Below are 23,455 nucleotides of genomic sequence, written 5' to 3' on the forward strand. Positions count from 1 at the left end.
GTGAGGCGAGGATGTCACTGGGCTTACACCATGATCGAGTCAAACAGGCCGTGGCTTGCGAGCGAGGCAGGGCCGCCGCGCAGAGTCACGATAAAGGCATTGCCGTCCACATCGCCTTGCGGCGTGCGCAGGCTCAGGCGCTGATAGCTGATGGAGGCATCGTAGCGCTGGCAGAGCTCGCGGCAGATATAGAGTCCAAGGCCGCTGGAGCGGCTCTGGGAGGAGAAGAAGGGCTCGAACAGATGGCGCTCGACGCTGGAATCCAGCGGCTCCCCGTCACTCCAGACCATGAACCAGCAGATGTCGTCCTGCGGCGCGAGACCCGGGGGCTGGCCGTTCAAAGGCCCATGGCCGCTGATCAGCTGCAGGCCCGTCTCATGGCCGGCGTTGCTGCGGTGGCGCTGGGCATTGTCCAGCAGGTTGATCAGTACGCGGCGCAGATGCTCTTCATCAAACAGGATATGGCGGGCCGTGGCATTGAGCCGCAGCAAGAGCTGGCGGGATGGCGTGGCCTGCATGCGCCATTCATGGCTGATCTGGGCCAGCAGATTGTCCAGCGGCAGCGACTGACCCTGGTGGGTTTCCGAGTCCTGTTGTACGCGCGCCAGATTGAGGATCTCTTCGGCAATGCGGGCCAGCCGGTCGGCATTCTGGCCCACGATGCGGCATAGCTGCTGGGGGCCGGGCTGGCTGCTCAGGTCTTCGGCCAGCAGCGCGTTGGCCTGGGTGATGGCGGCCAGTGGGTTGCGTATCTCATGCGCCACGGCCGCCGACATGCGGCCCATGGAGGCCAGCTTTTCGGTGCGCAGCTGCGCCTCCATCTCGCGCAGGTCGTGAAGAAACATGACGCAAAGCGAGTGGCTGGCCTGCGCCTGGGGGCCCTCGTCCAGGTAGGGGGCCGAAACCTCGGTGATGCGGGTGCGCACATGGATGCCCGTGGCGCCATGGCGCTCATGGGCCTGCAGATGGATGGTGGCGGACAGCGGACGGGCATGGGCGAAGCTGGCCTGTGTCGCATGCGCCAGCGGCTCCCACCAGCTGTGGGCCTGCAGGGAAAAAGGCTGGGGGTGATCCATGGCCAGGCCCAGCAGCTGCAGCGCGGCAGGATTGGCCTGCAGCACCTGCAGGCTGGAGTCGACCACCAGCACCCCGTCGGAGAAGTGGTTGATCACCAGGCTGTTGACCTGCTCCTGGGTCTGGGTGCGCAGGCGGTCGAACAAGGCCTGGGAGCGCTCGCGCCGGACACGCTTGGCCAGTTCGTGCGTGAGATAGGCCACGCAGAAATAGCCCGCACAGGAAAAAGCCGCCTGGTAATAGGATTGGGCACCGTCGTTGAGGCCGCCATGGTATTGCCAGAAGGTATGGGCCAGCGTCAGCAGCGTGATGCCGGCCGTGGCGCCAAAGGCCAGCATCAGCCCGCCCAGCGCCGAGGAGATCAGGACGGGAATGGCCAGCAGCGCCGTGTAGTTGAGCGAGCCGACCTGAAAGATCTGCAGCAGAAAGATCACCGCGATGTCGACACCGATCACGGGCAGCCATTGCAGGGCGGCGCGAGGTGCTGGCAAATGCCGTGCTGCAGCCAGACGCAGCACCACGGTGAGCGCCAGATAGGTGAAGCAGATCAGCCAGGCCAGGGGCGAGCTGATGTTCTGCAGCTGCAGATTCAGCGTCTGAAGCAGGATGAGGGCCAGCGCCAGCAGCACGCGGCCGCTGAGGAAGGCCTGCCACAGACGCACAAATGGGGCGTTTAGGCTGGCGTCTGCGCGCCGGCTGATGGCCGCATCCAGCGGAATGGCGGTGTGCTGCCAGGGTGAGGCGGAGTTCACCATGCGGTCAGTGGCGCTCAGTGTCTTGCTGGGCCAGGCGGCGATGTTCCGCGCTGCAGAAGCTCTGACCCGAGGCATCGCTTACGGCATCTGCCTGCGGCAGGTGCAGGCCGCAGTGTGCGCAGGCCACCATGGTCTGAGATTTCGGGAGATTGGCGGCCGTCCGGGTGGGCTCTGCCGCTTCGGCGCGGCGCTTGCTGCGCCAGATGCCGACAGCCACCACCACGACCAGAAGGACCAGCAAATACTTCATGCCGCGCGCTCCAGCAGGACTTCAATCACAAAGCGCGAGCCGACATAGGCCAGCAGCAGAAAGATGGCGCCGATATAGAGAACGCGCACGGCGCTCTGGCCGCGCCAGCCAAATCGCTTGCGCCCGAACAGCAGTACGGCAAAAGCCAGCCAGGACAGCAGCGAGAAAACGGATTTGTGATTCCACACCCAGGCCTTGCCGTAGAGCTGCTCGCCAAACAGCCAGCCTGCGGCCAGCGTGGCGGTCAGCAGCACAAAGCCGGCACCGACAAAGCGGAAGGTCAGCCGCTCCAGGGTCAGCAGAGGCAGTCCGCTGTCATGGTCGCCGCCCTGGCGCATCTGCCGCTCGGCATGGCTCATCAGCGCCCCGTGCACGACGGCTGCGGCAAACAGGCCGTAGGAAGCAATGCCCAGGGCCAGATGCAGCGGTAGCCAAGCCGAGGCGTTGACATGCAGTGGAGTGCCGGGAAACACCACGGCCAGAAGCACGGCCACACTTCCCAGTATGGACAGCGGCCAGCGTGAGCGCAGCTGCGGGTACAGCTGCTGCTCGACCACATAGACGGTCAGCACCAGCCAGGCGGTGATCGAGAGTGCGGGTGCGAAGCCGAAGCGCGGCTGCTCGCCCAGCAGGCCCCAGCCCAGCAGCAGGGCATGCAGGGCCCAGGCCAGGCGCAGGCAGCGGCGGGCGCCGGTTTCTTGCAGATGCCGGCTGGCAAGTGCAGGGATGGCATAGGCAATGGCTGCTGCCAGGGCCAGAATCCAGCCAATGGGGCCAGCTGCAGTGAGCGGTTGGGAAAGCATGCTTTCTATGATAGTGCCGCAGGCCTGCACTCATGCTTTGCAGGATGCTGCCATGCGTCAAATTTGCGTATAAAGCGCAGCCGAAGCCGCTTGCGACCCGGGTTTGAGCGCCTGCACAGCCGCCGAACCCCATTTCCAAGGGCTTTCGCCTGGCGGCCGGCAGCTGGGCTGGCGCAATCTCCCGCGATGCTAAAGGTCTTGCAGGGCGCTCCGGATCGCTCTCTTGCGGGCCAGTCCGCCTCTGGGCAGGGGCCGCACTGGCTTTGCGCGCCCGGGGCAGGCCACGGCAAGTCTGCAGGGCATCGTTCATGAAGGGCAGCGGGTAAAATGCGGGTTCATGCCGCTTCGGTCCGCCCGTCTGCGTCCCGCCAGGCTCGGCCCGCAAGCTGCCCGGAGATGCGTGCTGCGCTCGCTCACGACTCCCGTCCATCCATAACTTTCGAATGCTTTTTGCTTATGGCCTCCGCACTCACCGATAAACTCTCGCGCCTTGTCAAGGAGATGCGCGGCCAGGCCCGCATCACCGAATCCAACGTCCAGGACATGCTGCGCGAAGTGCGCATGGCCTTGCTGGAGGCCGACGTGGCTCTGCCCGTGGTGCGCGACTTCATCGCCCGCGTCAAGGAAAAGGCGCTGGGCCAGGAAGTCATCAGCTCGCTGCAGCCCGGCCAGGTGCTGGTGTCCATCGTCAACAAGGAGTTGGCGGCGACCATGGGCGAAGGCGTGGCCGACATCAACCTCAATGCCCAGCCGCCCGCTGTCATTCTGATGGCCGGCCTGCAGGGTGCGGGCAAGACCACCACCACGGCCAAGCTGGCCAAGCACCTGATCGAGAAGCGCAAGAAAAAGGTGCTCACGGTCTCGGGTGACGTGTATCGTCCAGCGGCCATCGAGCAGCTCAAGACCGTCACGGCCCAGGCCGGCGCCGAGTGGTTTCCTTCCACGCCCGACCAGAAGCCCCACGATATCGCCGTGGCTGCGATCGACTACGCCAAAAAGCATTTCTTCGATGTGCTGCTGGTGGATACGGCCGGCCGTCTGGCCATCGATGAGTTGCTGATGGCCGAAATCAAGGATTTGCACGCCACGCTCAAGCCCGTCGAAACCCTGTTCGTGGTCGATGCCATGCAGGGCCAGGATGCGGTCAATACGGCCAAGGCCTTCAAGGAAGCGCTGCCGCTGACCGGTATCGTGCTGACCAAGCTCGACGGTGATTCGCGCGGCGGTGCGGCGCTGTCGGTGCGCCAGATCACGGGCGCGCCTATCAAGTTCGCCGGTGTCTCGGAAAAGATCGACGGCCTGGAAGTCTTTGACGCCGACCGCCACGCACAGCGTGTGCTGGGCATGGGCGACATCGTGGCCCTGGTCGAGCAGGTCACCAAGGGCGTGGACATGGAAGCCGCGCAGAAGATGGCCGAGAAGCTCAAGAGCGGCGACGGCTTCGACCTCAACGACTTTCTGGCCCAGCTGCAGCAGATGAAGCAGATGGGCGGTCTCTCGACCCTGATGGACAAGCTGCCCGCCGAGCTGGCCGGCAAGGCCGGTCAGGTCGATATGGACAAGGCCGAGCGCGAGATCAAGCGCAAGGAAGGCATCATCTGCTCCATGACGCTCAAGGAGCGCAAAAAACCTGAAATCATCAAGGCCACGCGCAAGAAGCGCATTGCCGACGGCGCCGGCGTCCAGGTCCAGGAGGTCAACCGCCTGCTCAAGGAGTTCGAGCAGATGCAGACCATGATGAAAAAGTTCAAAGGCGGTGGCCTGATGAAGATGATGAAGAAGATGGGCGGCATGAAGGGTATGAAGGGAATGATGGGCGGCGGTATGCCCAAGCTGCCGTTCTGATATTTGATACTCCTGAGCGTGCTGCGCGGCTTCCCCTGGCCGGGCGCCCCCAAAGGGGACGACAGCCTCGCTGCGAAGCGGCGCGGCCGGCATAGGCGCTTGCTCGCTGTCCCTGAGTTGGGGTGTGCTTGGTTTGAGATCAGCGATCTATAAAAAGTGAGCTGCTTGCGCTTGTTGTTTATGGGTTTGGATGAAAAATGCATCTGAATCAAAGGCATGACAAGCGAGAGCAGCTCACTTTTTTGTAAAGAAGCGCGGTAATTGTGGGTAGAAGGTAGCTGTATGGGCGGCTTTCTGAGAACATGCCTTTCCATGAAGCTACAAGACAGGACTTTCGTGGAGGCGGGTCAGCGGCAAGCTCTGCCTCAATGTCTGGAGCGCCGCAGCGCGTTGATGCTGGCGGGCTCGCTGCTTGCGCTGCTGGCAGGCTGCTCCACCACCCGGGACAAACCACGGCCTGCCGCGCAAGGCGGCTCATCGGTGCGCCCTCTCAATGCGTTGAGCCTGGATGCCGAGCTGCGCGAGTCCCTGCTGGCGCGCACCATGCTGGTGGTCAACACGCCCTACACCTACGGCGGAAACTCGCCTGAAGGCGGCTTTGACTGTAGCGGACTGATCCAGTGGGCCGTTGGCGGCATCACGGAAACCCGTCTGCCCCGCACCACATCGCAATGGGCACAGGCCAGCAATCCGGTGGACGGGCGCGATCTGATGCGCGGCGACTTTGTGTTCTTCAACACCCTGGGCGGGCGCTATTCCCATATGGGCATTTTTGTCGGCAACGGGCAGTTTGTGCACGCGCCGTCCAGTGGCGGGACGGTGCAGCGGGTGCGCATGGACAATGTGTACTTCGCCAAGCGATTCACCGAAGCGCGCAGCATCTTTGCCTGAGCGGCGCGCGGCGGATGCGAAAAGGGACTGCCTGGCAGTCCCTTTTTTTGAGCGTTGTCTGCCTATGCCGCGGGCGCTGCAGCCCCATCGCTGCTCAGGGACAGATCCCAGCGCATCGCATGCCAGGGGTGCTGCTCCTGCGTCACCCATTGGGCCACCTCTTCGCTCGTGAAGGCCTTGCCCAGCACATCGCTGCGGCCCTGCGCCAGCCATTGGTTGCGGCCCTGGGCATAGGCCTGGCCGAAGGCCAGCCAGCTGTCGAAGCATTGCTGGGCGCGCTGGGCATTGAGCTGCAGGATGTCCCAGTGCAGGGCTTCGTCCACCCAGTCCAGCAGCCTGGCGCTGCGCACAAAAAAGGTCACGCGCGCGCAGGCAAACGCCATGGCGGCGCGCGCATCGTCGCTGCGCTGCAGGCGCTGCAGATCCAGCATGAACCAGCGCTGGCGCATGGCATCGGGCAACTGCTGGCGCACCTGTTCGTCGCTGAGGTCGGTGCGCAGGCCCAGGTGGTGCAGGATCATGGGGCGCAGCTGTTTGGCCAGCGCATCGTCGGCGCCATGCAGATCGCTGGCAAAGCCGCCCTGCATGGCGTGGTAGGCCATGGGGTGGGCTAGGGCCAGGGCCCAGTTGCGCTCCTGGCTGCCGGCCTGGTAGCTGATGAGGTCGCCGCGCTGCTTGGCCTCCTTGAGGCGCCTGAAGCCGCCGCGCAGCACCCATAAAATCAGGGCCACGACAAGCAGGAGAATCGTCCATGCGTTCATGAGCGAACTCCCTGGCGGCCGGGGCGCTTTCTGGCCATCAGCAAGGCCTGCTTCAGCGCGGCGGATTTGGGCATGCGTTCGATGACTTCGCTGTCCAGCGAGTCCTTGCGTGCCGCCACCATCCACTGCATCAGCGGCGACTGCAGATTGAGTCGAGGCAGCAGTGCGGGGTGCTGCTGCATCAGCCACAGCTGCTCGGCATCGGTCTGCAGCTCCTGCACCGAGCACCAGGGCGCCAGCCCCGGATGGGACTTCAGCACCTCGGGCGGGCGGCGCACAATTCCCATGGACAGCGCGTCCTCGGGCACCTCGTCATTGAGCGGCAGATAGTTGAGCAAGGTCACCACATCGGGCATATAGCGCGCAATCGGCGGCCGGTTCTGCTTGCCCTTGATCTGCTCGATCTGCAGCTTGCCGTCTTTTTGCACATAGGCGTTGACGGTGATGCGCGGCTGGGCCGTGCCCGTGCGGTAGCTGAACAGCCGCATGCGCCCCGACTCCAGGCCTTCGGCGTAATGCTCGCCATAGCCGCCGCTGAAGGACTTGCGGTTGGCGAACTGGCCCACGCAGTGGCCCATCATCTGGCTTTCATAGGCCATTTCCTGGCGCATTTGCGCACTTGTGGCGTCGAACTCCACGAACGTGCCATGCTGGCCGCGCAGCAACCCGTGCACGGCGCCCGAGCTGTGCTCGACCCGGCCACTGCTTTGCTTTTTCTCGAAGGCCAGATGCTCCAGCGTCCAGCGCGCGAGCGCCTGAGGGCAGTTCACGCGCTGCAGCTTGCCTTCGAGCGAAGTGCCCTTGCGGGTGGAGAGAAACTCCACCAGCCGCGTCTCCAGTGCCAGCAGGGCCGCGCTGTCGGGCTGTACCCACCAGAGATCGGGAAGCTCGAACCCGGCCTGTTTGCGCGCCAGCCGCTCCAGCGCCCAGGCCGGCGGCTCCTGGCGGCCCGTCAGCTCCTGCAGCTGCTGGATATCGGCAATGCGCCGAACGGCGGGCTCGTCAGCCTGCAGATTGCCCACCACATGGCGGTAGAAGTGATTGCCCAGCCAGGCAGCGACCTCGGCCGCGTCGCCGCGCTCGGCGCTGCGTTCCTTGATGCGCTGCTTGATGGCCGGCGCGTTGACCACATCGCGCGCCTTGTAGGCGCTGGCGGCAGCGGCTTTTTCGATGACCGGATTCACCAGAATTTCCACCATGACTTGCGACTTGTCGTGGTGCCAGCATCGCGCTCGGCCAGCTTGCGCTCGGCACGCTCGATGCCGGACTGCGACATGCGCCGCTCGTCTTCGTCATCGTCCTGGTCCAGATAGCTGTTGGCCTGCTTGTGCAGTGCCACGGACTCTTCCAGCAGCTCGGGATAGGCTTCCAGCGCACAGGCCAGGCGACGCAGCGGATAGCAGTCCTGCAGCGCAATGATTTCCTGCTGATGCGTGCGCAGACGCGGCAGCACCAGCTCGGGGCGTGTACTCGAGAAAAAGTCCAGCATGGACATCAAGGACGCCAGGTAGTTGCGGCGCACCTCGCGCTGCTCGTCCTCGTCGAGGTCGTGGAACCATTGGTCCAGACGCTCCATCCAGATGCTGATCTCGTCGTCGCGGTCGAGCTTGTAGAGCGACAGCGCGACGGTGGAGAAATAGCGCGTGGGCTCATGACGGCTGTAGCCATGCTCCTGGGCGAAATGCCACAGGCGCTCGGCCTCGACCACGGTCTGCGCGTCGTCGTCCTTGCCCACCGCGCACCACAGCAGGCCGTTGTGATGCTCGGCAAAAGGGCTGCTGCCCAGCCCCTTGTGGTGCAATTCTGCCGCCTCGTCGTAGCGATCCATGAAGCGGTACTTGATGGCCAGGTTGTTGCACAGCATGGAGTAGACATGCAGGTCGGCATCCTTGAAGCGGCCCTGACCGCTGGCCCAGAAGTGCTCGAAGCGGGCCAGGCCCTGCTCGTAATAGCGCACCACCAGAGGCTCGCGCACCTCCTGTGCCGGCACCTTCTTCTTGCCGCCCATCAGCGGTGCCAGATCGTCGGCATCGTCCAGGACCACGCCGGCGGCATAGCACCAGTGCGCGCCATGGGCGTCGGGGAAGGGACGGGCCAGCGCTTCTTCCAGCGGCAGCGCGGCAAAGCGCGCCGCCCAGAGCGTGGGCAGCTTGTCGCTGTCGGCCATCTCGGGATGCTGGCCAACGCCGATTTCCAGCAGCGGCAGGGCCTGTTCCATCTGGCGCTTGCGCGCCAGGCGCAGGCCGTCGAGCAAGGCCAGCACCGGATGGGCTGGCTGGGCCGCACGCACCATGTTCAGATAAAAATCCGCAGGGTGCAGCGGCATTTCCTCCTGCGCGAGCAGCTGGCGCATGTCCTCGTCGGTTTGGCCAATGGCCAGAACCAGGGCCCAGGTGATGGCATTGGCCGGGTCGTTGCTGAACTGCTTCTTGGCCAGCTCGAAGGCGGCCACGGCCGAGACGGGACGCGCGTGAAGCACGCTCTGAAGCGCCAGATCGGCGGCTTGCTTCAAGCGGCCGGTCTGCTCCAGCCAGCCCAGCCAGGAGGCGGTGAAGGGATCGCCCGGATCATCCGTCAGACCGAAGTGACCCTGAGGGGCCAGCTGCAGAGCCGCCTCCAGCTGACCAGCCTGCGCGCAGGCCTGCGCCTGCAGCCGCAGGATCTTGACCTGACGGTGTGTCTTGACGGCCTGCGAGGGCGGAGGATTTTCCAGGACGCCGAGCTGCTGCTCGCAGGCCATGAGCAAGGCCGGCAGGCTTTGCGGCGCCAGCGGCAGCACATGATCGGCCAGCGTCATCCAGCGGTCAAAGTCCACCTGCTGGTCGGGAGCGGCATCGCGCAGCAGGTTGATGGCGTTCTGCACCAGGCCGGCAGTCTCGCTGGCGTGGCCGCCTTTGTGGGCCATTTCCGCCTTGCGAACGCAGACGATGGCATCGAGGTAGGCCGCATCTTCGGCCAGATCGGGGTTGCGGCGCTCCTGGCCGCGTTGCAGCTCAAGCCCGGTGGCTGCTGCATCCCAGGCCTGCAGCTCCGAGGCCATCCAGTGCCAGCCATGCCAGTAGTTGTCGCTGTCCACGGCTTCGGGCAGCCGGGCAATGGCCTGCGCTGCCGGTCCCAGCAGGGCGCGCGCGGAGGGCTGGTCAAAGCCCATGCGGCTCTGGATGTCGCTGAGGTTCAGGCGCAGCATCGCTTCTGCCGGACTCAGCTCGTCGGCGCCCGAAAGGACGGCGGCGCGATGCTGCTGCAGCAAGGTGTTGGCCGCTTGGGGTTGGTCGAGGTACAGCCAGAAGTCGTGCACGCGCTCGAGCTCCTGCACGGTGGCCGGGGCAAAGTTCTGCTGCCCCATCAATTCCACCGCCGCCGCGATGCGGTCCTGACGGCTGATGGTGACGGGCTTGTCGTCGTTGTCGTCGTTCAGTAGCTCATGGGCTTGATCCAGCAGGGCGTAAATGGCTTCGCCCTGCAGTGCAGCAGTTTGATTCATGGTGTCCAGAGTTCAATCCGAGGCAGCTTGGCCCCAATAGCCCACCATCCTAGCTGCGGATTGCAGGGGCGTGTGCCATCCGGCAAGGCATGACTTTTTGTTACAAAAATTATAACCAGTCATGAAAAAAGCCTGCGCGGCATGGCCGGCAGGCTTTTGGTGGAAGAGGCCAGGGAATGTCGGGCCATCAATCCTTGAGCAGCACTTCGCCGCGCAAGGTGTAAGCCTTGGCTTCGGTAATCTTCACATCCACCATCTGGCCGATCAGGCGTGCATTGCCGGGGAAGTTGACCACGCGGTTGCAATAGGTGCGGCCCATCAGTTCGCTGCCGTCACGCTTGCTCACGCCCTCAATCAGCAGGCGTTGCACGGTGCCGACGCGCTCCTCGCTGATCTCCTTGATGTTGTTGTTGATCACGGCCTGCAGCTCCTGCAGGCGGCGCAGCTTGACCTCGTGCGGCGTGTCATCCTGCAGATTGGCCGCAGGCGTGCCGGGGCGGGGGCTGAAGATGAAGCTGAACGAGTTGTCGAAGCGCACATCGTGGATGAGCTTCATCATCTTCTGAAAGTCTTCCTCGGTCTCGCCGGGAAAGCCCACGATGAAGTCGCTGCTCATGGCCAGATCGGGACGGATGGCACGCAGCTTGCGGATGGTGCTCTTGTATTCCATGGCCGTGTAGCCGCGCTTCATGGCCATGAGAATCTTGTCGCTGCCATGCTGCACGGGCAGGTGCAGGTGGCTGACCAGTTGCGGAATCTTGGCGTAGGCCTCGATCAGGCGTGGCGTGAATTCATTGGGGTGGCTGGTGGTGTAGCGGATGCGCTCGATGCCGGGAATCTCGGCCACGTATTCCAGCAGCAGGGCGAAGTCGGCCATCTCGCTGGTGTCGCCCATCTTGCCCAGGTAGGCGTTGACGTTCTGGCCCAGCAGCGTGATTTCCTTCACGCCCTGCTCGGCCAGACCCGCGACCTCGACCAGCACGTCCTCGAACGGGCGGCTGACTTCCTCGCCGCGCGTATAGGGCACGACGCAGTAGCTGCAGTACTTGGAGCAGCCTTCCATGATGGAGACAAAGGCCGAAGCGCCTTCCACGCGTGCCGGCGGCAGGTGGTCGAACTTCTCGATTTCGGGAAAGGAGATATCGACCTGGGGCTTGGCCTTGGCTGCACGCTGATTGAGCAGCTCGGGCAGGCGGTGCAGGGTCTGGGGGCCGAAGACCACGTCCACGAACGGAGCGCGCTTGATGATCTCGGCGCCTTCCTGGCTGGCCACGCAGCCGCCCACGCCGATCAGCACGCCTTTTTCCTTGAGATGGCGGATACGGCCCAGATCGCTGAACACTTTTTCCTGGGCCTTCTCGCGCACCGAGCAGGTGTTGAACAGGATCAGATCGGCCTCGTCCACGTTCTGCGTGGGCTCGTAACCCTGGGCCGCGCCCAGCACATCGGCCATCTTGTCCGAGTCGTACTCGTTCATCTGGCAGCCAAAGGTTTTGATAAAGACTTTCTTGCTCATGGGGCGCTCTTGTCAGGTGGGCCTGCAGTGTCTGCAAGCACAAAGTGATAGCGGCTGGCGCCTGCCATCACTGGGTTTCAATGGATAAATGACTTGAGGTGCTTGCAGAAAAGGCGCAAGCAGCTCTTTAATCAATAGCGGTCGGCGCGGGCCGAACTCAGCTGCCGAAAACGCGCTGCAGCAGGGTGCGCGGCTGAATCGGCTTGTACTTCTCGATCTCGGCAGGGGTCAGAATCCAGGCCGTGTGCAGACCCTGGGTCTGTGGCTCGATCACATAGCCCACCAGCATCTTCTGGCCTGCATAGTTGCTGGCAAACACAATGCTGCGCTCGCGGCTGAACAGGCGAAAGCCCGGCGTGGTCCGAATCGCCGTGCCGTTGATGGCCACTTCGGGGAAGTTGGTCACCGTCAGCTCGCCGAACTGGGCTGTCGGCGGGAAGTTGCGCGTCTCGTCCGTGGGTAGGCCCTGGGCCAGGGCCGGCAGGCCGGCACTGGCGGCAGCGGCCAGCAGGGCGAAGCCCCAGAGGCGACGGCTGAAGCGGGTGGTGGTGCAGCGGTTCATGGTGTATATCCAGGGGCTGATCGTGGGGCGGTCAGAGCTGGAGTCATGGCCGCAATGCCGTGATTCTAGAGGCTGGCGCTTGGCAGCAGGGCTTGCTCAGGCTTTGCCGCCTGAGGCATAGAGCACGGCCCGGGGCGGGCGGCACAGGCCCCAGAAGCGCAGGCCGGTCAGCTCCGCCATGCGCACGCCCATGTCCGTGGGGGCTGAAATCGTGGCCAGCGCCGCGATGCCGACCTTGGCACATTTGCGCACCAGCTCATGGCTGCCGCGGCTTGACAGCAGTACAAAGCCGGGTTCGCCGAGGCGGCCCATGCGCGCCAGCCGGCCGACCAGCTTGTCCAGCGCATTGTGGCGGCCCACGTCTTCCAGCACGTCCGTGATGTCGCCCGCCAGTGTGGCCCAGCCAGCGGCATGGATGGCGCCAGCCTCGGCATTCAGGATCTGGTGTGGGGCCAGGGCGCCGATTGCCTTGAGCACGGTGGCGGCGTCGACCTGCTCAAGCCAGTCCTGGGGCGGCAGGGCGTCAAACGACAGATCCAGCGCCGCAAAGCTCTCCACTCCGCAGACGCCGCAGCCCGTGCGGCCCGTCATGCTGCGGCGCCTGTCCTTGAGCCGTGCAAAGCAGCGCGAGGCGATGTCGAGCTGCACTTCCATGCCGTCCATGCCTTCGGGCAGGCCGGCCGCAGCGGCAGATACGGCGCGGGCGTCTATGCCGTAGCAGTCTTCGACGCTGTCGATGACGCCTTCGGTCAGCGCAAAGCCCAGCGCAAAGTCTTCCACATCGGTGGGCGAGCCCATCATCACTGCATGCGAGATGCCGTTGAAGACCAGTGCGATCGGCACCTCGGCCGCCAGCACGCGCTCCTGCCGCTCCTGCTGCCCGGCGTTGAAGAAGTGCACGGCACGGGTGTGCAGCGGTGCGATCGGCTGGGCCGGGATGGGGCAGGAGGACTCGGTCATGGGCTGATGATAGTCAGCAGGAGCATTCCTTGCCGGCAAGGGGCGGAGGCGCTGCGCTCAGTCCAGCAGCGCCATGCCCTTGATCTGGGCAAACACCGGCATGCCGGGCCGCAGCTGCAAGGCTCGGGCCGAGTGCTGGGTGATTCTGGCCAGCAGCCGCGTGCCGCCCGCCTGCAGCGAGACCATGACCTGGCCCGGCCCGTCCTCGCGCAGGTCCAGCACCTGCACCGGCAGGATATTGAGAATGCTGCTGCCTTCGGGCCTGAGCAGGCTGAGGCTGACATCGCGTGCCTGCACGCGCAGCGGCACCGTGCTGCCGGGCTCGCGCGGGCGGGCCATGACGAGTTGCAGCCGGCCTCCGTCAAAGACCAGGGTGCTCAGATGATCGGCGGCGTCATGGTCATGCACCGTGGCATGCACCACGCTGGAGGCCACGTCGCCATGGGCCAGCGGCAGATCGAGGCTGGACAGCAGCTCGGTGACGGAGCCCTGCGCCAGCACCTTGCCCGCACCGAGCAGCACCATGTGCTGGGCCAGGCGTGCGACTTCGTCCATGGAGTGACTGACGTAGATGACGGGAATCTGCAGATGACGCTGCAGCTGCTCCAGATAGGGCAGGACTTCGGCCTTGCGCTGGGCGTCGAGCGCTGCCAGAGGCTCGTCCATCAGCAGCACTTCGGGACTGGTGGCCAGCGCTCTTGCAATCGCCACGCGCTGGCGCTCGCCGCCCGAGAGCGTGGCGGGCATACGCTCCATCAGATGGGCAATGCCCAGAAGTTCGACGGCTCTTTCCTTGGAGACCTTGCGGCGTTCCTGCGGCGTGCGCCTGAGTCCGTAATCGATATTGCGCTGCACCGAAAGATGCGGGAACAGGCTGGCCTCCTGGAACACATAGCCGAGCGCGCGCTGGTGTGTGGGTAGCCATTGCCGGCCGGCATCGTCCTGCCACACGGTCTGATTGACGGTGACGCGGCCTTGCGCCCGTTCCAGTCCGGCGAGGCTGCGCAGGCAGGTGGTCTTGCCGCAGCCCGAGGGGCCGAACAGTGCTGTCACCCCGTGGCCGGGAAGCTGCAGATCCACATCGAGTGCAAAGTCCGGCCGGGTCAGCTTGAGCTGGGCGGTGATGAAGTGGGCAGCGGTCATGCGCGGCGCTCCGCTTTGGGTTGCAGCCAGTTCAGGGCCAGCAGCACGATGAAGGAGAACACCACCATGCCGGCCGCCAGCAGATGGGCGTGGCCGTATTCCATGGCTTCCACATGGTCGTAGATCTGTACCGAGACCACACGCGTGACGCCGGGGATATTGCCGCCCAGCATCAGCACCACGCCGAACTCGCCCACGGTGTGGGCAAAGGTCAGCACGGCGGCGGTGATGAAACCGGGCCGCGCCAGCGGCAGGGCCACGGTCAGAAAGCGGTCCAACGGACTGGCGCCCAGGCTGGCCGCTGCCTCCATGGGGCGCGGGCCCAGGGCTTCGAACGCACGCTGCAGCGGTTGCACGGTGAACGGCATGGAGTAGATCAGCGAGCCCACCACCAGGCCGGCAAAGGTGAACGGCAGATTGCCCAGGCCCATGGCCTGCGTGAGCTTGCCGATGGGCCCGTTGGGGCCCATGGTGACCAGCAGATAGAACCCGATGACGGTGGGCGGCAGCACCAGCGGCAGCGCCACGACCGCACCAATCGGGCCGCGCCAGCGCGAACGGGTATGGGCCAGCCACCAGGCCAGCGGCGTGCACAGCAGCATGAGCAGCACGGTGGTCACGCCCGCAAGCTTGAGCGTGAGCCAGATGGCTGCGTAGTCTTCGGCATTCAGTTGCATGGAATCAAAAACAGGACTTGCGCAAATAAGGGGAGCACAGCGGACATTTCCATCGACCCAACGCCGTGTCCGACCCGAATTTGCGTAGTCGTAAAAAAGACCCCTGGAGCGCCCAGCTTAGCCGAGCAGCGCCAAGGGTAGAGCGGAACAGTTTGCGTTAAATCGGCTCTGGGTGGGTCAGCGTCAGAAGCTGTAGCCGTAGGAGCGGATGATGTCGTGCGCCTTGGGGCTGCGCAGGTACTTCATCAGAGCCGTGGCGGCCTCGTTGTCCTTGGCGCCGTTGAGCACGATGGCGTCCTGGCGAATGGGTTCATGCATGTTGCCGGGCACTTGCCATGCTGAACCTTCGCGGATCTTGCCGTTCTCCATGACCTGGGACAGGGCCACGAAACCCAGCTGCGCATTGCCGGTGGCAGCGAACTGATAGGTCTGGGCAATGTTCTCGCCCATCACTACCTTGGGCTGCACCTGTGCGCTCAGGCCGAGCTTGTTCAGCACTTCCATGGCCGCCGTGCCGTAGGGGGCCAGCTTGGGGTTGGCGATTGCGATGTGCTTGTAGTCGCCGGTCTTGAGCACTTCGCCCTTGTCGTCCACATAACCGGCCTTGGGGCTCCACAGCACCAGGGTGCCGATGGCATAGGTAAAGCGCGAATCGGCCACGCCCTTGCCTTCCTTGGCCAGCTTTTCGGGCGTGGTGTCGTCGGCGGCCAGCAGAATGCCGAACGGCGCGCCGTTGTTGATCTGGGCGTAGAACTTGCCGGTGGCGCCAAAAGACAGCTCGGCCTTGTGGCCGGTATCCTTTTCGAACTCGGTTGCAATCTTCTTCATGGGCGCGGTGAAGTTGGCCGCCACGGCGACCGCCACTTCGGCCGCCTGTGCCTGCGCAGACCACAGGCCCAGCACGGCCGAACTGGTCACGGTCGCGATCACGGCCGCAGAGCGAGCCAGCTGAAAGGAGAAACCGGTGGAGCGGGCAGTGATCTGAGTCATTGAGATTTCGCTATTCATTGATGGAATAGCGAGTGTAACGTGAATGAACAACTGAGGTCGAGCGAGGAAATTGGCTGTCAAGGCATGATGGCGGCCTATGTCTGACACAGAAAATCTCGAACAAGAACAACTGGATATGCCCGACGACGAGGCCAGCCAGGGTGGCGCGCTATCGTCCGATTCGGTCTCCCAGGCGCTGGGCTACGACATGGCCGATCGCCGCATCGCCATCCTGCGCGGCATTGCGCATAGTGGCTCGATATCCCAGGCCGCACGCGATGTGGGCGTGAGCTACAAGGCGGCATGGCAGGCCATCGACACCCTGACCAATCTGGCCGGCGTGCCGCTGGTCGAGCGTAGTGTGGGCGGTGCCGGGGGCGGCGGCGCACAGATCACGCCGGCGGGCGAGGAGTTGCTGCATGCTGCCGAGGCCATGATGCGCCTGCGCAGCGAATTGCTGCAGCGCATGCAGGCCGGCACGCCCGGTGGTGGGCAGCCCAATCTGGGCCTCATGACCAGCATGCGCAATCAGTGGCCTTGCAGCGTGCTCAAGGTCGAGTCCATCGGCGGGCAGATTCGTGTCTGGCTGCGTGCCGCAAGCGATGCGGGCTCGGACTGGACGATTGCAGCGCGCATCACGCCCGAAAGCTATGAGCTGCTGGGTCTGGCGCCCGGCGTGCAGGTGCTGGCGCTGTGCAAGGCCACGGCGGTCAAGGTCTGGCTCGGACAGGAGCGGCCTGCGGCGGCCTCGCAGCCCATCAATATCTGGCCGGCCGTGGTGCAGCGTGCGACCTATGGCGCAGCCACGGTGACCGAAGAAAGCCTGGCCAGCGACGAGGCCATCTGTCGCCTGGGCTGGGGCGCGCAGATCGTGGGCTTTGCACCTGCCATGAGCGGGCTGGTGGCCAATGACCATGTCTGGCTCGAAGTGGCCGAGTCCGCAGTGGTTGTGGCGGTGGCATCCCACTGAAGCACGGCCTGCGTCCCGTCGGGCCGGGTCTGGATTTCACCGATGGGCATGCCTCTTGTGCATGCAGGTCTGCGCAAGAGCAGTAAAAAAGGCCGCCGGTCCTTGCGGACGGGCGGCCAAAAGGGAGTGTTCGGGCAACCGGACTCCCGCATTGAGTCGAAATTCTCTAATCCACCTTCAAGCCGATTTCCTTGATCAGCGGAGCGAAGCGCGCGCGTTCCTTGGCGTGGTGGTCCACGAAATCCTGGCGGCTCATGCGAGGCTCGGGCGTCGAGCCCAGGCCTTGCAGCACCTCGATCACGTTCTTCTGCTCCAGAGCCTTGAGCACGGCGGCGCGCACGGCCTCCACCACGGGTGCCGGAGTGCCGGTGGGAGCGTAGATGCCGAACAGCGTGTCGGCATCAAAGCCGGGCAGACCGCTTTCAGCCAGCGTGGGGACCTTGGGGTACAGAGGAGAGCGCTGTGGGCTGCCGATCGCCAGCAACTTGAGCTTGCCGGCCTCCACCTGCTTGAGGCCGGGACCCGGATCGAACCAGTACTGCAACTGGCCGCTGAGCACATCGGTCAGGGCCGGGCCGGCACCCTTGTAGGGGATATGGCTGGCGTCGACCTTGGCCGCGCGCTTGAACATCTCGCCGGCCAGATGGGGCGAGCTGCCGGGGCCGGGCGAGCCATAGGAGAGCTTGCCGGGATTGGCCTGCAGGTGCTTGATGAAGTCCTGCACATTGCTCACGGGAAGGCTGGGGTTGGTTTCCAGAAACACATGAACGCGTGCCACGGCGGCCACGGGGATCAGGTCTTTTTCGGGATTGAAGGGCAGCTTGCTGTAGATCAGCGGATTGATGCTGATGCCGCCGCCACTGCTCAGCAGCAGCGTGTAGCCATCCTTGGCCGAGCGCACGGTCTCGCCGATGCCGATATTGCCGTTGGCCCCAGGCTTGTTGTCCACCACCACGGATTGGCCGAGCACTTGGCTCATGGTGGGCGAAATCGCGCGTCCCATCACATCGGCGGCACCGCCGGGGGCGAAGTTCACGATCAGGCGGATGGGGCGATCCGGCCATTTGTCGGAGGCCGATGCGGTGGTGGCAAAGGCGCCGCAGAGCAGGGCTGGAAGAGCAGCCAGGCCCAGACGACGCAGGCGATTGACGGCAGGCTTTGAGGCCATGGTTTTTTGTCTCCTGTTTGGATTCTGTTTGTGAGCGTTGCCATGCCCGCAGGAGCATGGCGAGAAAGCCGTCTTCGACCTCAGAGAAGGCAAGGCGCGAAGCGGCTCGGGAAAGCGGTCAGGCCACCTCGACTTCCACCACGATGGGGCGTGGATGGGCAATGGCCTGCTTGAGCACCTGCGCCAGTTCGACGGCGTTCTCGATATGCACGCCGTCGCAGCCATGACCCTTGGCCATGGCCACAAAGTCGATATCGGGCAGCTCCGTGCCTTCGACCTTTTCGCCGTCGCGGTAGCCAAACACCTTGGAGAAATCCTGCAGTGCCGCATAGCGGCGGTTCTTGAGGATCACAAAGGTGATGGGCAGGCGCAGATTGGCGGCACTCCACAGGGCCTGAATCGCATACATCGCCGAGCCGTCGCCGATGACGGCGATCACCTTTTTATCGGGCTTGGCCATGGCCACGCCGACTGCTGCGGGCATGCTGTGCCCCAGGCCGCCGCTGCACATGGTGAAGAAGGTCTCGCTGTGGAAGATGGGCAGATGGGTCTGAATCGTGGGGCGCGAACTGGGGGCTTCCTCCACGATGATGCTTTGCGGATCACGCACGCTGGCCAGAGTGTGCATGGCATAGGCCACCGACATGCGTTCGCCGGCTGCAGGGGCTGCGGGAGTGGGCGGTGCGGGCTTGCGCGCCGGGGCGGGGCGCTCGGCGATGCGGGGGCGCTCGAGCAGCTCCTGCACGCCCAGGCAGATATTGCCCACGGCTGCCGTGCCCACAGGGGCCCAGGCAGCAATGGCGGGATCGTCAATCAGCTGAAACAGCTCGGAGCCCACAGGGATGAAGGGGCCCGCGCCTTCGACGTGATACGTGAAGGCGGCTGCGCCCAGCGCAAAAATCTTGTCGTGGCTGCCCAGCAGCTCCACGATGCGCTCGCGCATGGCAGGCAGAAAGCCGGCGAACAGGGGGTGATCTTCGGGGAAGCTGCAGCGCCCGCTCATGGGGGCCACGAAAACGCGGGCCTGATGGCGCTCGGCCAGTGCCACGACCGCATCCCAGGCCTGGCCGCGATCCACGGCCGCACCGACCACAAAGGCCGGGGTGCGGGCCGCATCCAGCGCCTCGCCGATGGCGCTCAGCGTCTGCGGGTTGGGGCGGGTTTCGAAGCCGACATGGCGAAGCGTGATGGGTTCGCAGGGCTTGTCCCAGTCGTCCGCGGGAATCGAGACAAACACCGGGCCGCGCGGCTCCTGCATGGCGATGTAGTAGGCACGGGCCAGTGCCTGGGGCACGTCCTCGGCGCGGGCAGGCTCGCAACTCCATTTCACATAGGGCTTGGGCAGCTCGGCGGCATCGCGCGAGTGCAGAAACGGGTCGAACTGCAGCAGCGAGCGAGCCTGCTGGCCGGCCGTGATGATCATGGGCGTGCGGTTCTTGAAGGCCGTGAAGATATTGGCCATGGCGTGACCGACACCGGCGGCGGAGTGCAAATTCACAAAGCTGGCATTGCGTGTGGCCTGGGCATAGCCATCGGCCATGCCCACGACCACGGCCTCCTGCAGGCCCAGCTCATAGGAGAAATCCTCGGGGTAGTCGCGAAACAGCGGCAGCTCTGTCGAGCCGGGGTTGCCAAAGATGCGGGTCATGCCCAGCTCGCGCAGCATGGCGATGACGGCGTGGCGAACGGTGTAGCTATCGGACGGGGTGGCGACTTGAGACGTGACTTGCACAGTAGATTTCCTTGATCTGGCCGCTCTTCGTGGGGGTGGAGCGCTTCAGGCCTATCTTGCATGGCGGCATAATTTCCAGCAATTGAATAAAGCATCTAAGAGATATTCGTTTTATGGATATATCGGGCCTGGACCTCAATCTGCTGCGCGTTTTCGATGCGGTGTTTCGCCATGGCAGCGTCAGCCGTGCTTCGCAGGAGCTGGGCCTGTCCCAGCCCGCAGCCAGCCAGGCGGTGACGCGGCTGCGCCAACTGCTGGGCGACCCGCTGTTCGAGCGCATGCATGGGGGCGTGCGCCCCACGCCGCGTGCCGAGCGGCTGGCGCAGGCGGTGAGGACGGCGTTGGCAACCCTGGAGGTGGCTTTGGCGGAGGCTCACACCTTCGACCCCTTGCAGGCGAATCAGTGCTTTCGCATTCACCTCAGCGATATCGGCGAAGCGCGCTTCCTGCCGCCGCTGATGCAGGCCTTGCGCGGACGGGCACCCCATGTGCAGCTGGAAACCCTGCCCATGCCCATGGGCGAGATTGCCGATGCGCTGGATCGTGGCTCGCTGGATATCGCGATAGGCTTTCTGCCCGGTGTGACGGGCACGCAGCAGAAGGTGCTGCTGTCCGACCACTACGCGCTATTGCTGCGCCACGGGCATCCGGTGCTCAGGGGCCTGAAGTCCCAGAAGCTGGATGCCGAGCATTTGCGCGGTCTCGACTATGTGGCCGTGCGCTCGCACTCCGAGACACTGCGCATTCTGCGCAAGCTCGAGCTGCAGGATCAGGTGCGCCTGTCGGCGGCCCACTTCATGGCCGTGCCCTCCATCGTGCATCAGACGGATCTGGCCGTCATCATGCCTGCCGAGATTGCCGAAACCTTTGAGGCACAGGGCGGCTATGTGGTGCTGCAGGCCGATCTGCCCGAGAGTGCCTTCGATGTGTCGCTGCACTGGAGCTGGCGCTTTGCCCGTGAGCCCGCTAACCAGTGGCTGCGGGAGCTGGTCAGCGAAGTGTTCCGGCAGCGCAGATAGAGCGCCCGGCTCATCAAAAGCCCACGCGCTTGCGCTCGCGCCGGACATTCCGAGGGAGCAGCCTGTTGCCTGGGGATGGCGCATCGGTCATGAAAAAAGCGCCAGGCCTTTCAGGCTCTGGCGCTTTGCAGGATTGTGATGGCAGCGATTTTTACTGAAGTTCCTTGCCCTTGAGCTCCGGAATCAGAAACACCGTGGCCAGCATGTCCAGCACATAGATGGCTGCCAGCAGCGCAATCGCCACCTGGAAGGAGTAGGCCATGGCCAGCGCACCGATGACGACCGGGCCCAGGCCGCCGACGGCGCGGCCGATGTTGAACAGCACGTTCTGTGCCGTGGCGCGGGCTTCGGTGGGATAGGCTTCGCTGATGACGGCACCATAGCCGCCCATCATGCCGTTGACACACAGGCCCATGATGGCTCCCACCCACAGCATGGCCGTGGCATCGGTGAGCTGGGAATAGGCCAGCACTGAGATCACGGAGCCGACCTGGAAGATCAGGAAAGTGGGCTTGCGGCCGATGCGGTCGGCCAACTGGCCGAAGACCCAGATACCCAGCGACATGCCGATGATGGTGACGGCCGTCCACACCGACGACTTGGTCAGGCTGAAGCCCATCTGCTTGGACAGAAAGCTGGGCATCCAGATCATGATGCCGTAGTAGCCGAAGTTCTGTACCGAGGTCAGCACGATCACGCCCAGGCTGATCTTGCGTGTGGCCTTGTCCTTCATCAGCAGCTTCAGGCATTGCATGGCCGAGGGCTGCTCCTTCTTGCTGCGCGCCACGAACACTTCGGGCTCATGCAGCTTGTTGCGGATGACCCAGGCCACGACAGCGGGAATCACGCCGACCAGAAACATGCCGCGCCAGCCGATGGAAGGCAGCAGCAGCGGGGTCAGCATGGCTGCTCCCAGCACGCCCAGCTGCCAGCCCAGCGCCACATAGGACGAGACGCGTGCGCGATGACGTGCGGGCCAGGCTTCGGCGGCCAGGGCCATGCCGATGCCGAACTCTCCCCCCAGGCCGATGCCGGCAATGGTGCGGTAGATCAGCAGGTCCCAATAGCCTTGTGCAAAAGCGCACAGGCCGGTAAAGACGGCAAACAGCACAATCGTCCAGGTCAGCACCCGGATGCGGCCGTATTTGTCGCTGAGCATGCCGAAGACGATGCCGCCGAAGACGGCGCCGATCAAGGTCCAGGTCACGAGAGAGCCAGCCTGTCCGGGCGTGAGGTTCAGGTCCTTGGAGATGGCCGAGAGCATGAAGCCCAGAATCAGCAAGTCAAAGCCGTCCATGGCGTAGCCGACGGCTGAGCCCATGAGTGCTTTCCAGCTGTATCCGTTGACTTCTGTTGGAGCGGCGGGCGCGGCTATGCCTTCCACGGCGCCTGTGGTTTGTGTGGTCACGGGAGAGTCCTTGAGCGAAGACGGACTTTGGGTGCCTGCAGGCCGGCTTTTGCAGAAAAAAGCAGGCCCCCGCTGGGCGCAAGACCAGCGCGCGGGCACGCAGCGTGCGTGCGGCATCCTTGAGGTGCAACGGGCACGAAAAAGTCCTTGAAGGGGAGTTTGAGCGGCTGGAGCATGGCGGCGCGATCTGCGCTGATTTCTGCAGGACAGAAAGGGCAGTGCGGCGCCATGTCGCCTCTGTAAAAAGCGAAAAGCCCCAGCTGCGTGAGCAACTGGGGCTTAAATTTGGTGGTCGTAGCGGGACTCGAACCTGCGACATCAGCATTATGAATGCTGCGCTCTAACCAACTGAGCTATACGACCGACAGCCCGCAATTGTATAGGAAGAAATGGCCTCGGCAGCCAAGTCGGGAATTTTTGTGCGCAGACTGCAGCGAGCGTTGCTGCAAAGAAAAAACCGCAGTGCTTTTGCAAACACTGCGGTTTCCTGTCTGGTGGTCGTAGCGGGACTCGAACCTGCGACATCAGCATTATGAATGCTGCGCTCTAACCAACTGAGCTATACGACCGAAGACAGCGATTATATGCAAAAAATGGCTGCTTCAATCCATTTGCTGAAATTTCTTGCGAAAAATTTGGTGCTTACTGGTGGGTGAAGTTGGCAGGGCGCTTGTTCACGAAGGCGTCCATGCCTTCCTTCTGGTCCTGGGTGGCAAACAGGGCGTGGAACAGGCGGCGCTCGAACATCACGCCGTCGGACAGTCCGCTCTCGAAGGCGCGGTTCACGGACTCCTTGGCTGCCATCACGGCCAGCTGGGAGAAGCCGCTGATGATGATGGCTGCGCCCAGTGTCTCTTCCATGAGCTTGTCAAAAGGCACGACGCGGCTGACCAGGCCGGCACGCTCGGCTTCCGTGGCGTCCATCATGCGTGCCGTCAGCGCCATGTCCATGGCCTTGGCCTTGCCCACGGCACGCGGCAGGCGCTGCGTGCCGCCGGCACCGGGAATCACGCCCAGCTTGATCTCTGGCTGGCCGAACTTGGCATTGTCGGCGGCGATGATGAAGTCGCACATCATCGCCAGCTCGCAGCCGCCGCCCAGGGCAAAGCCGCTAACGGCGGCAATCACGGGCTTGCGGATGCTGCGAATGGTTTCCCAGTTGCGCGTGATGTAGTCGCCGCCATAGGCGTCGGCAAAGCTGTACTTGGCCATGGCACCGATGTCGGCACCGGCGGCAAAAGCACGTTCGCTGCCGGTGATGATCATGCAGCCAATGCTTTTGTTGGCATCGAACTTCCTGAGCGCGTCGCCCAGTTCGTCCATGAGCTGGTCGTTCAGGGCATTGAGCTGCTTGGGACGGTTCAGCGTGATGATGCCGACTTTTTCCGCTTCCACGCGGACTTCGATGGTTTCGTAGGCCAAGTTTGTCTCCTGCTAAAGAATGAAT

General features: G+C 64.1%; 20 protein-coding genes and 2 tRNA genes. 4 read left to right on the forward strand and 18 right to left on the reverse strand.

Annotated elements, in window-relative coordinates:
• Positions 1 to 23: 23 nt before the first annotated feature.
• From F3J24_RS08035 to F3J24_RS08045, 3 genes are read right to left on the reverse strand one after another with little or no spacing between them, the layout of a single operon-like run.
• Positions 24 to 1,829, reverse strand: a complete 1,806-nt coding sequence (locus F3J24_RS08035) for a PAS domain-containing sensor histidine kinase (RefSeq protein ID WP_167004467.1) — start codon at positions 1,827 to 1,829, stop codon at positions 24 to 26.
• 4 nt (positions 1,830 to 1,833) lie between these two features.
• The gene (locus F3J24_RS08040) at positions 1,834 to 2,079 is read right to left on the reverse strand and encodes a PP0621 family protein (RefSeq protein WP_167004470.1); all 246 of its coding nucleotides are present in this window, start codon (positions 2,077 to 2,079) and stop codon (positions 1,834 to 1,836) included.
• Positions 2,076 to 2,882: an inner membrane protein YpjD gene (locus F3J24_RS08045; RefSeq protein WP_050872476.1), complete on the reverse strand. Its 807-nt coding sequence runs from the start codon at positions 2,880 to 2,882 to the stop codon at positions 2,076 to 2,078. The genes F3J24_RS08040 and F3J24_RS08045 overlap by 4 nt, the downstream gene beginning before the upstream one ends.
• Positions 2,883 to 3,338: 456 nt before the next feature.
• On the opposite strand from F3J24_RS08045, the gene ffh reads away from it, so the two are divergent.
• Together ffh and F3J24_RS08055 are read left to right on the forward strand one after the other, a co-directional pair.
• Positions 3,339 to 4,727, forward strand: coding sequence for a signal recognition particle protein (ffh, locus tag F3J24_RS08050; RefSeq protein ID WP_003051390.1), 1,389 nt, complete (start codon positions 3,339 to 3,341; stop codon positions 4,725 to 4,727).
• Between the two features lie 312 nt (positions 4,728 to 5,039).
• Positions 5,040 to 5,618, forward strand: a complete 579-nt coding sequence (locus F3J24_RS08055) for a C40 family peptidase (protein ID WP_167004473.1) — start codon at positions 5,040 to 5,042, stop codon at positions 5,616 to 5,618.
• Between the two features lie 62 nt (positions 5,619 to 5,680).
• On the opposite strand, the gene F3J24_RS08060 is transcribed toward F3J24_RS08055, so the two are convergent.
• The 9 genes from F3J24_RS08060 to modA form a co-directional block, all read right to left on the reverse strand.
• Complete coding sequence (locus F3J24_RS08060; RefSeq protein WP_167004476.1) at positions 5,681 to 6,379, reverse strand: DUF1266 domain-containing protein; 699 nt, start codon at positions 6,377 to 6,379, stop codon at positions 5,681 to 5,683.
• Positions 6,376 to 7,578, reverse strand: a complete 1,203-nt coding sequence (locus F3J24_RS08065; RefSeq protein WP_167004479.1) for a hypothetical protein — start codon at positions 7,576 to 7,578, stop codon at positions 6,376 to 6,378. Before F3J24_RS08065 ends, F3J24_RS08060 begins: the two co-directional genes overlap by 4 nt.
• Positions 7,560 to 9,863 (reverse strand): hypothetical protein, encoded by a 2,304-nt coding sequence (locus tag F3J24_RS08070; protein ID WP_167004482.1) that lies wholly within the window; start codon positions 9,861 to 9,863, stop codon positions 7,560 to 7,562. Before F3J24_RS08070 ends, F3J24_RS08065 begins: the two co-directional genes overlap by 19 nt.
• Before the next feature lie 187 nt (positions 9,864 to 10,050).
• Positions 10,051 to 11,379 (reverse strand): tRNA (N6-isopentenyl adenosine(37)-C2)-methylthiotransferase MiaB, encoded by a 1,329-nt coding sequence (gene miaB, locus F3J24_RS08075; RefSeq protein WP_167004485.1) that lies wholly within the window; start codon positions 11,377 to 11,379, stop codon positions 10,051 to 10,053.
• A gap of 157 nt (positions 11,380 to 11,536) precedes the next feature.
• Positions 11,537 to 11,941 carry a hypothetical protein gene (locus F3J24_RS08080; RefSeq protein WP_167004488.1) on the reverse strand — a complete coding sequence of 135 codons (405 nt, stop codon included), beginning with the start codon at positions 11,939 to 11,941 and terminating at the stop codon, positions 11,537 to 11,539.
• A 96-nt stretch (positions 11,942 to 12,037) separates the two neighbouring features.
• A complete protein-coding gene (gene fdhD, locus F3J24_RS08085) occupies positions 12,038 to 12,901 on the reverse strand; it encodes a formate dehydrogenase accessory sulfurtransferase FdhD (RefSeq protein WP_167004491.1) in 864 nt (287 codons plus the stop codon).
• A gap of 57 nt (positions 12,902 to 12,958) precedes the next feature.
• Entirely contained in the window at positions 12,959 to 14,044 is a 1,086-nt protein-coding gene (modC, locus tag F3J24_RS08090) for a molybdenum ABC transporter ATP-binding protein (protein ID WP_167004494.1), read from the reverse strand.
• The gene (gene modB / locus F3J24_RS08095) at positions 14,041 to 14,721 is read right to left on the reverse strand and encodes a molybdate ABC transporter permease subunit (RefSeq protein ID WP_003051416.1); all 681 of its coding nucleotides are present in this window, start codon (positions 14,719 to 14,721) and stop codon (positions 14,041 to 14,043) included. The genes modC and modB overlap by 4 nt, the downstream gene beginning before the upstream one ends.
• A 183-nt stretch (positions 14,722 to 14,904) precedes the next feature.
• The gene (gene modA, locus F3J24_RS08100; protein ID WP_167004497.1) at positions 14,905 to 15,711 is read right to left on the reverse strand and encodes a molybdate ABC transporter substrate-binding protein; all 807 of its coding nucleotides are present in this window, start codon (positions 15,709 to 15,711) and stop codon (positions 14,905 to 14,907) included.
• Positions 15,712 to 15,808: 97 nt separating this feature from the next.
• Here modA and F3J24_RS08105 point away from each other — a divergent pair, with 97 nt between their 5' ends.
• On the forward strand, positions 15,809 to 16,681 hold the full coding sequence (locus F3J24_RS08105) for a TOBE domain-containing protein (RefSeq protein WP_240154281.1): 873 nt from the start codon (positions 15,809 to 15,811) through the stop codon (positions 16,679 to 16,681).
• Between the two features lie 166 nt (positions 16,682 to 16,847).
• Here F3J24_RS08105 and F3J24_RS08110 read toward each other — a convergent pair whose 3' ends face one another.
• Both F3J24_RS08110 and mdlC read right to left on the reverse strand, forming a co-directional pair.
• The gene (locus F3J24_RS08110; protein WP_167004500.1) at positions 16,848 to 17,849 is read right to left on the reverse strand and encodes a tripartite tricarboxylate transporter substrate binding protein; all 1,002 of its coding nucleotides are present in this window, start codon (positions 17,847 to 17,849) and stop codon (positions 16,848 to 16,850) included.
• 118 nt (positions 17,850 to 17,967) lie between these two features.
• On the reverse strand, positions 17,968 to 19,581 hold the full coding sequence (gene mdlC / locus F3J24_RS08115; protein ID WP_167004503.1) for a benzoylformate decarboxylase: 1,614 nt from the start codon (positions 19,579 to 19,581) through the stop codon (positions 17,968 to 17,970).
• Positions 19,582 to 19,694: 113 nt separating this feature from the next.
• Here mdlC and F3J24_RS08120 point away from each other — a divergent pair, with 113 nt between their 5' ends.
• Positions 19,695 to 20,600, forward strand: a complete 906-nt coding sequence (locus F3J24_RS08120) for a LysR family transcriptional regulator (RefSeq protein WP_167004506.1) — start codon at positions 19,695 to 19,697, stop codon at positions 20,598 to 20,600.
• 151 nt (positions 20,601 to 20,751) lie between these two features.
• Here F3J24_RS08120 and F3J24_RS08125 read toward each other — a convergent pair whose 3' ends face one another.
• The 4 genes from F3J24_RS08125 to F3J24_RS08140 form a co-directional block, all read right to left on the reverse strand.
• Entirely contained in the window at positions 20,752 to 21,921 is a 1,170-nt protein-coding gene (locus F3J24_RS08125) for an MFS transporter (protein ID WP_003051435.1), read from the reverse strand.
• A 373-nt stretch (positions 21,922 to 22,294) separates the two neighbouring features.
• Positions 22,295 to 22,371: transfer RNA gene (locus F3J24_RS08130), tRNA-Met, on the reverse strand.
• Between the two features lie 129 nt (positions 22,372 to 22,500).
• Positions 22,501 to 22,577, reverse strand: a tRNA-Met gene (locus F3J24_RS08135).
• A gap of 73 nt (positions 22,578 to 22,650) precedes the next feature.
• Entirely contained in the window at positions 22,651 to 23,430 is a 780-nt protein-coding gene (locus F3J24_RS08140) for an enoyl-CoA hydratase (RefSeq protein WP_167004512.1), read from the reverse strand.
• Positions 23,431 to 23,455 lie beyond the last annotated feature (25 nt).

This window comes from Comamonas sp. Tr-654 (assembly GCF_011752915.1).
Taxonomy (GTDB): Bacteria; Pseudomonadota; Gammaproteobacteria; order Burkholderiales; family Burkholderiaceae_C; genus Comamonas.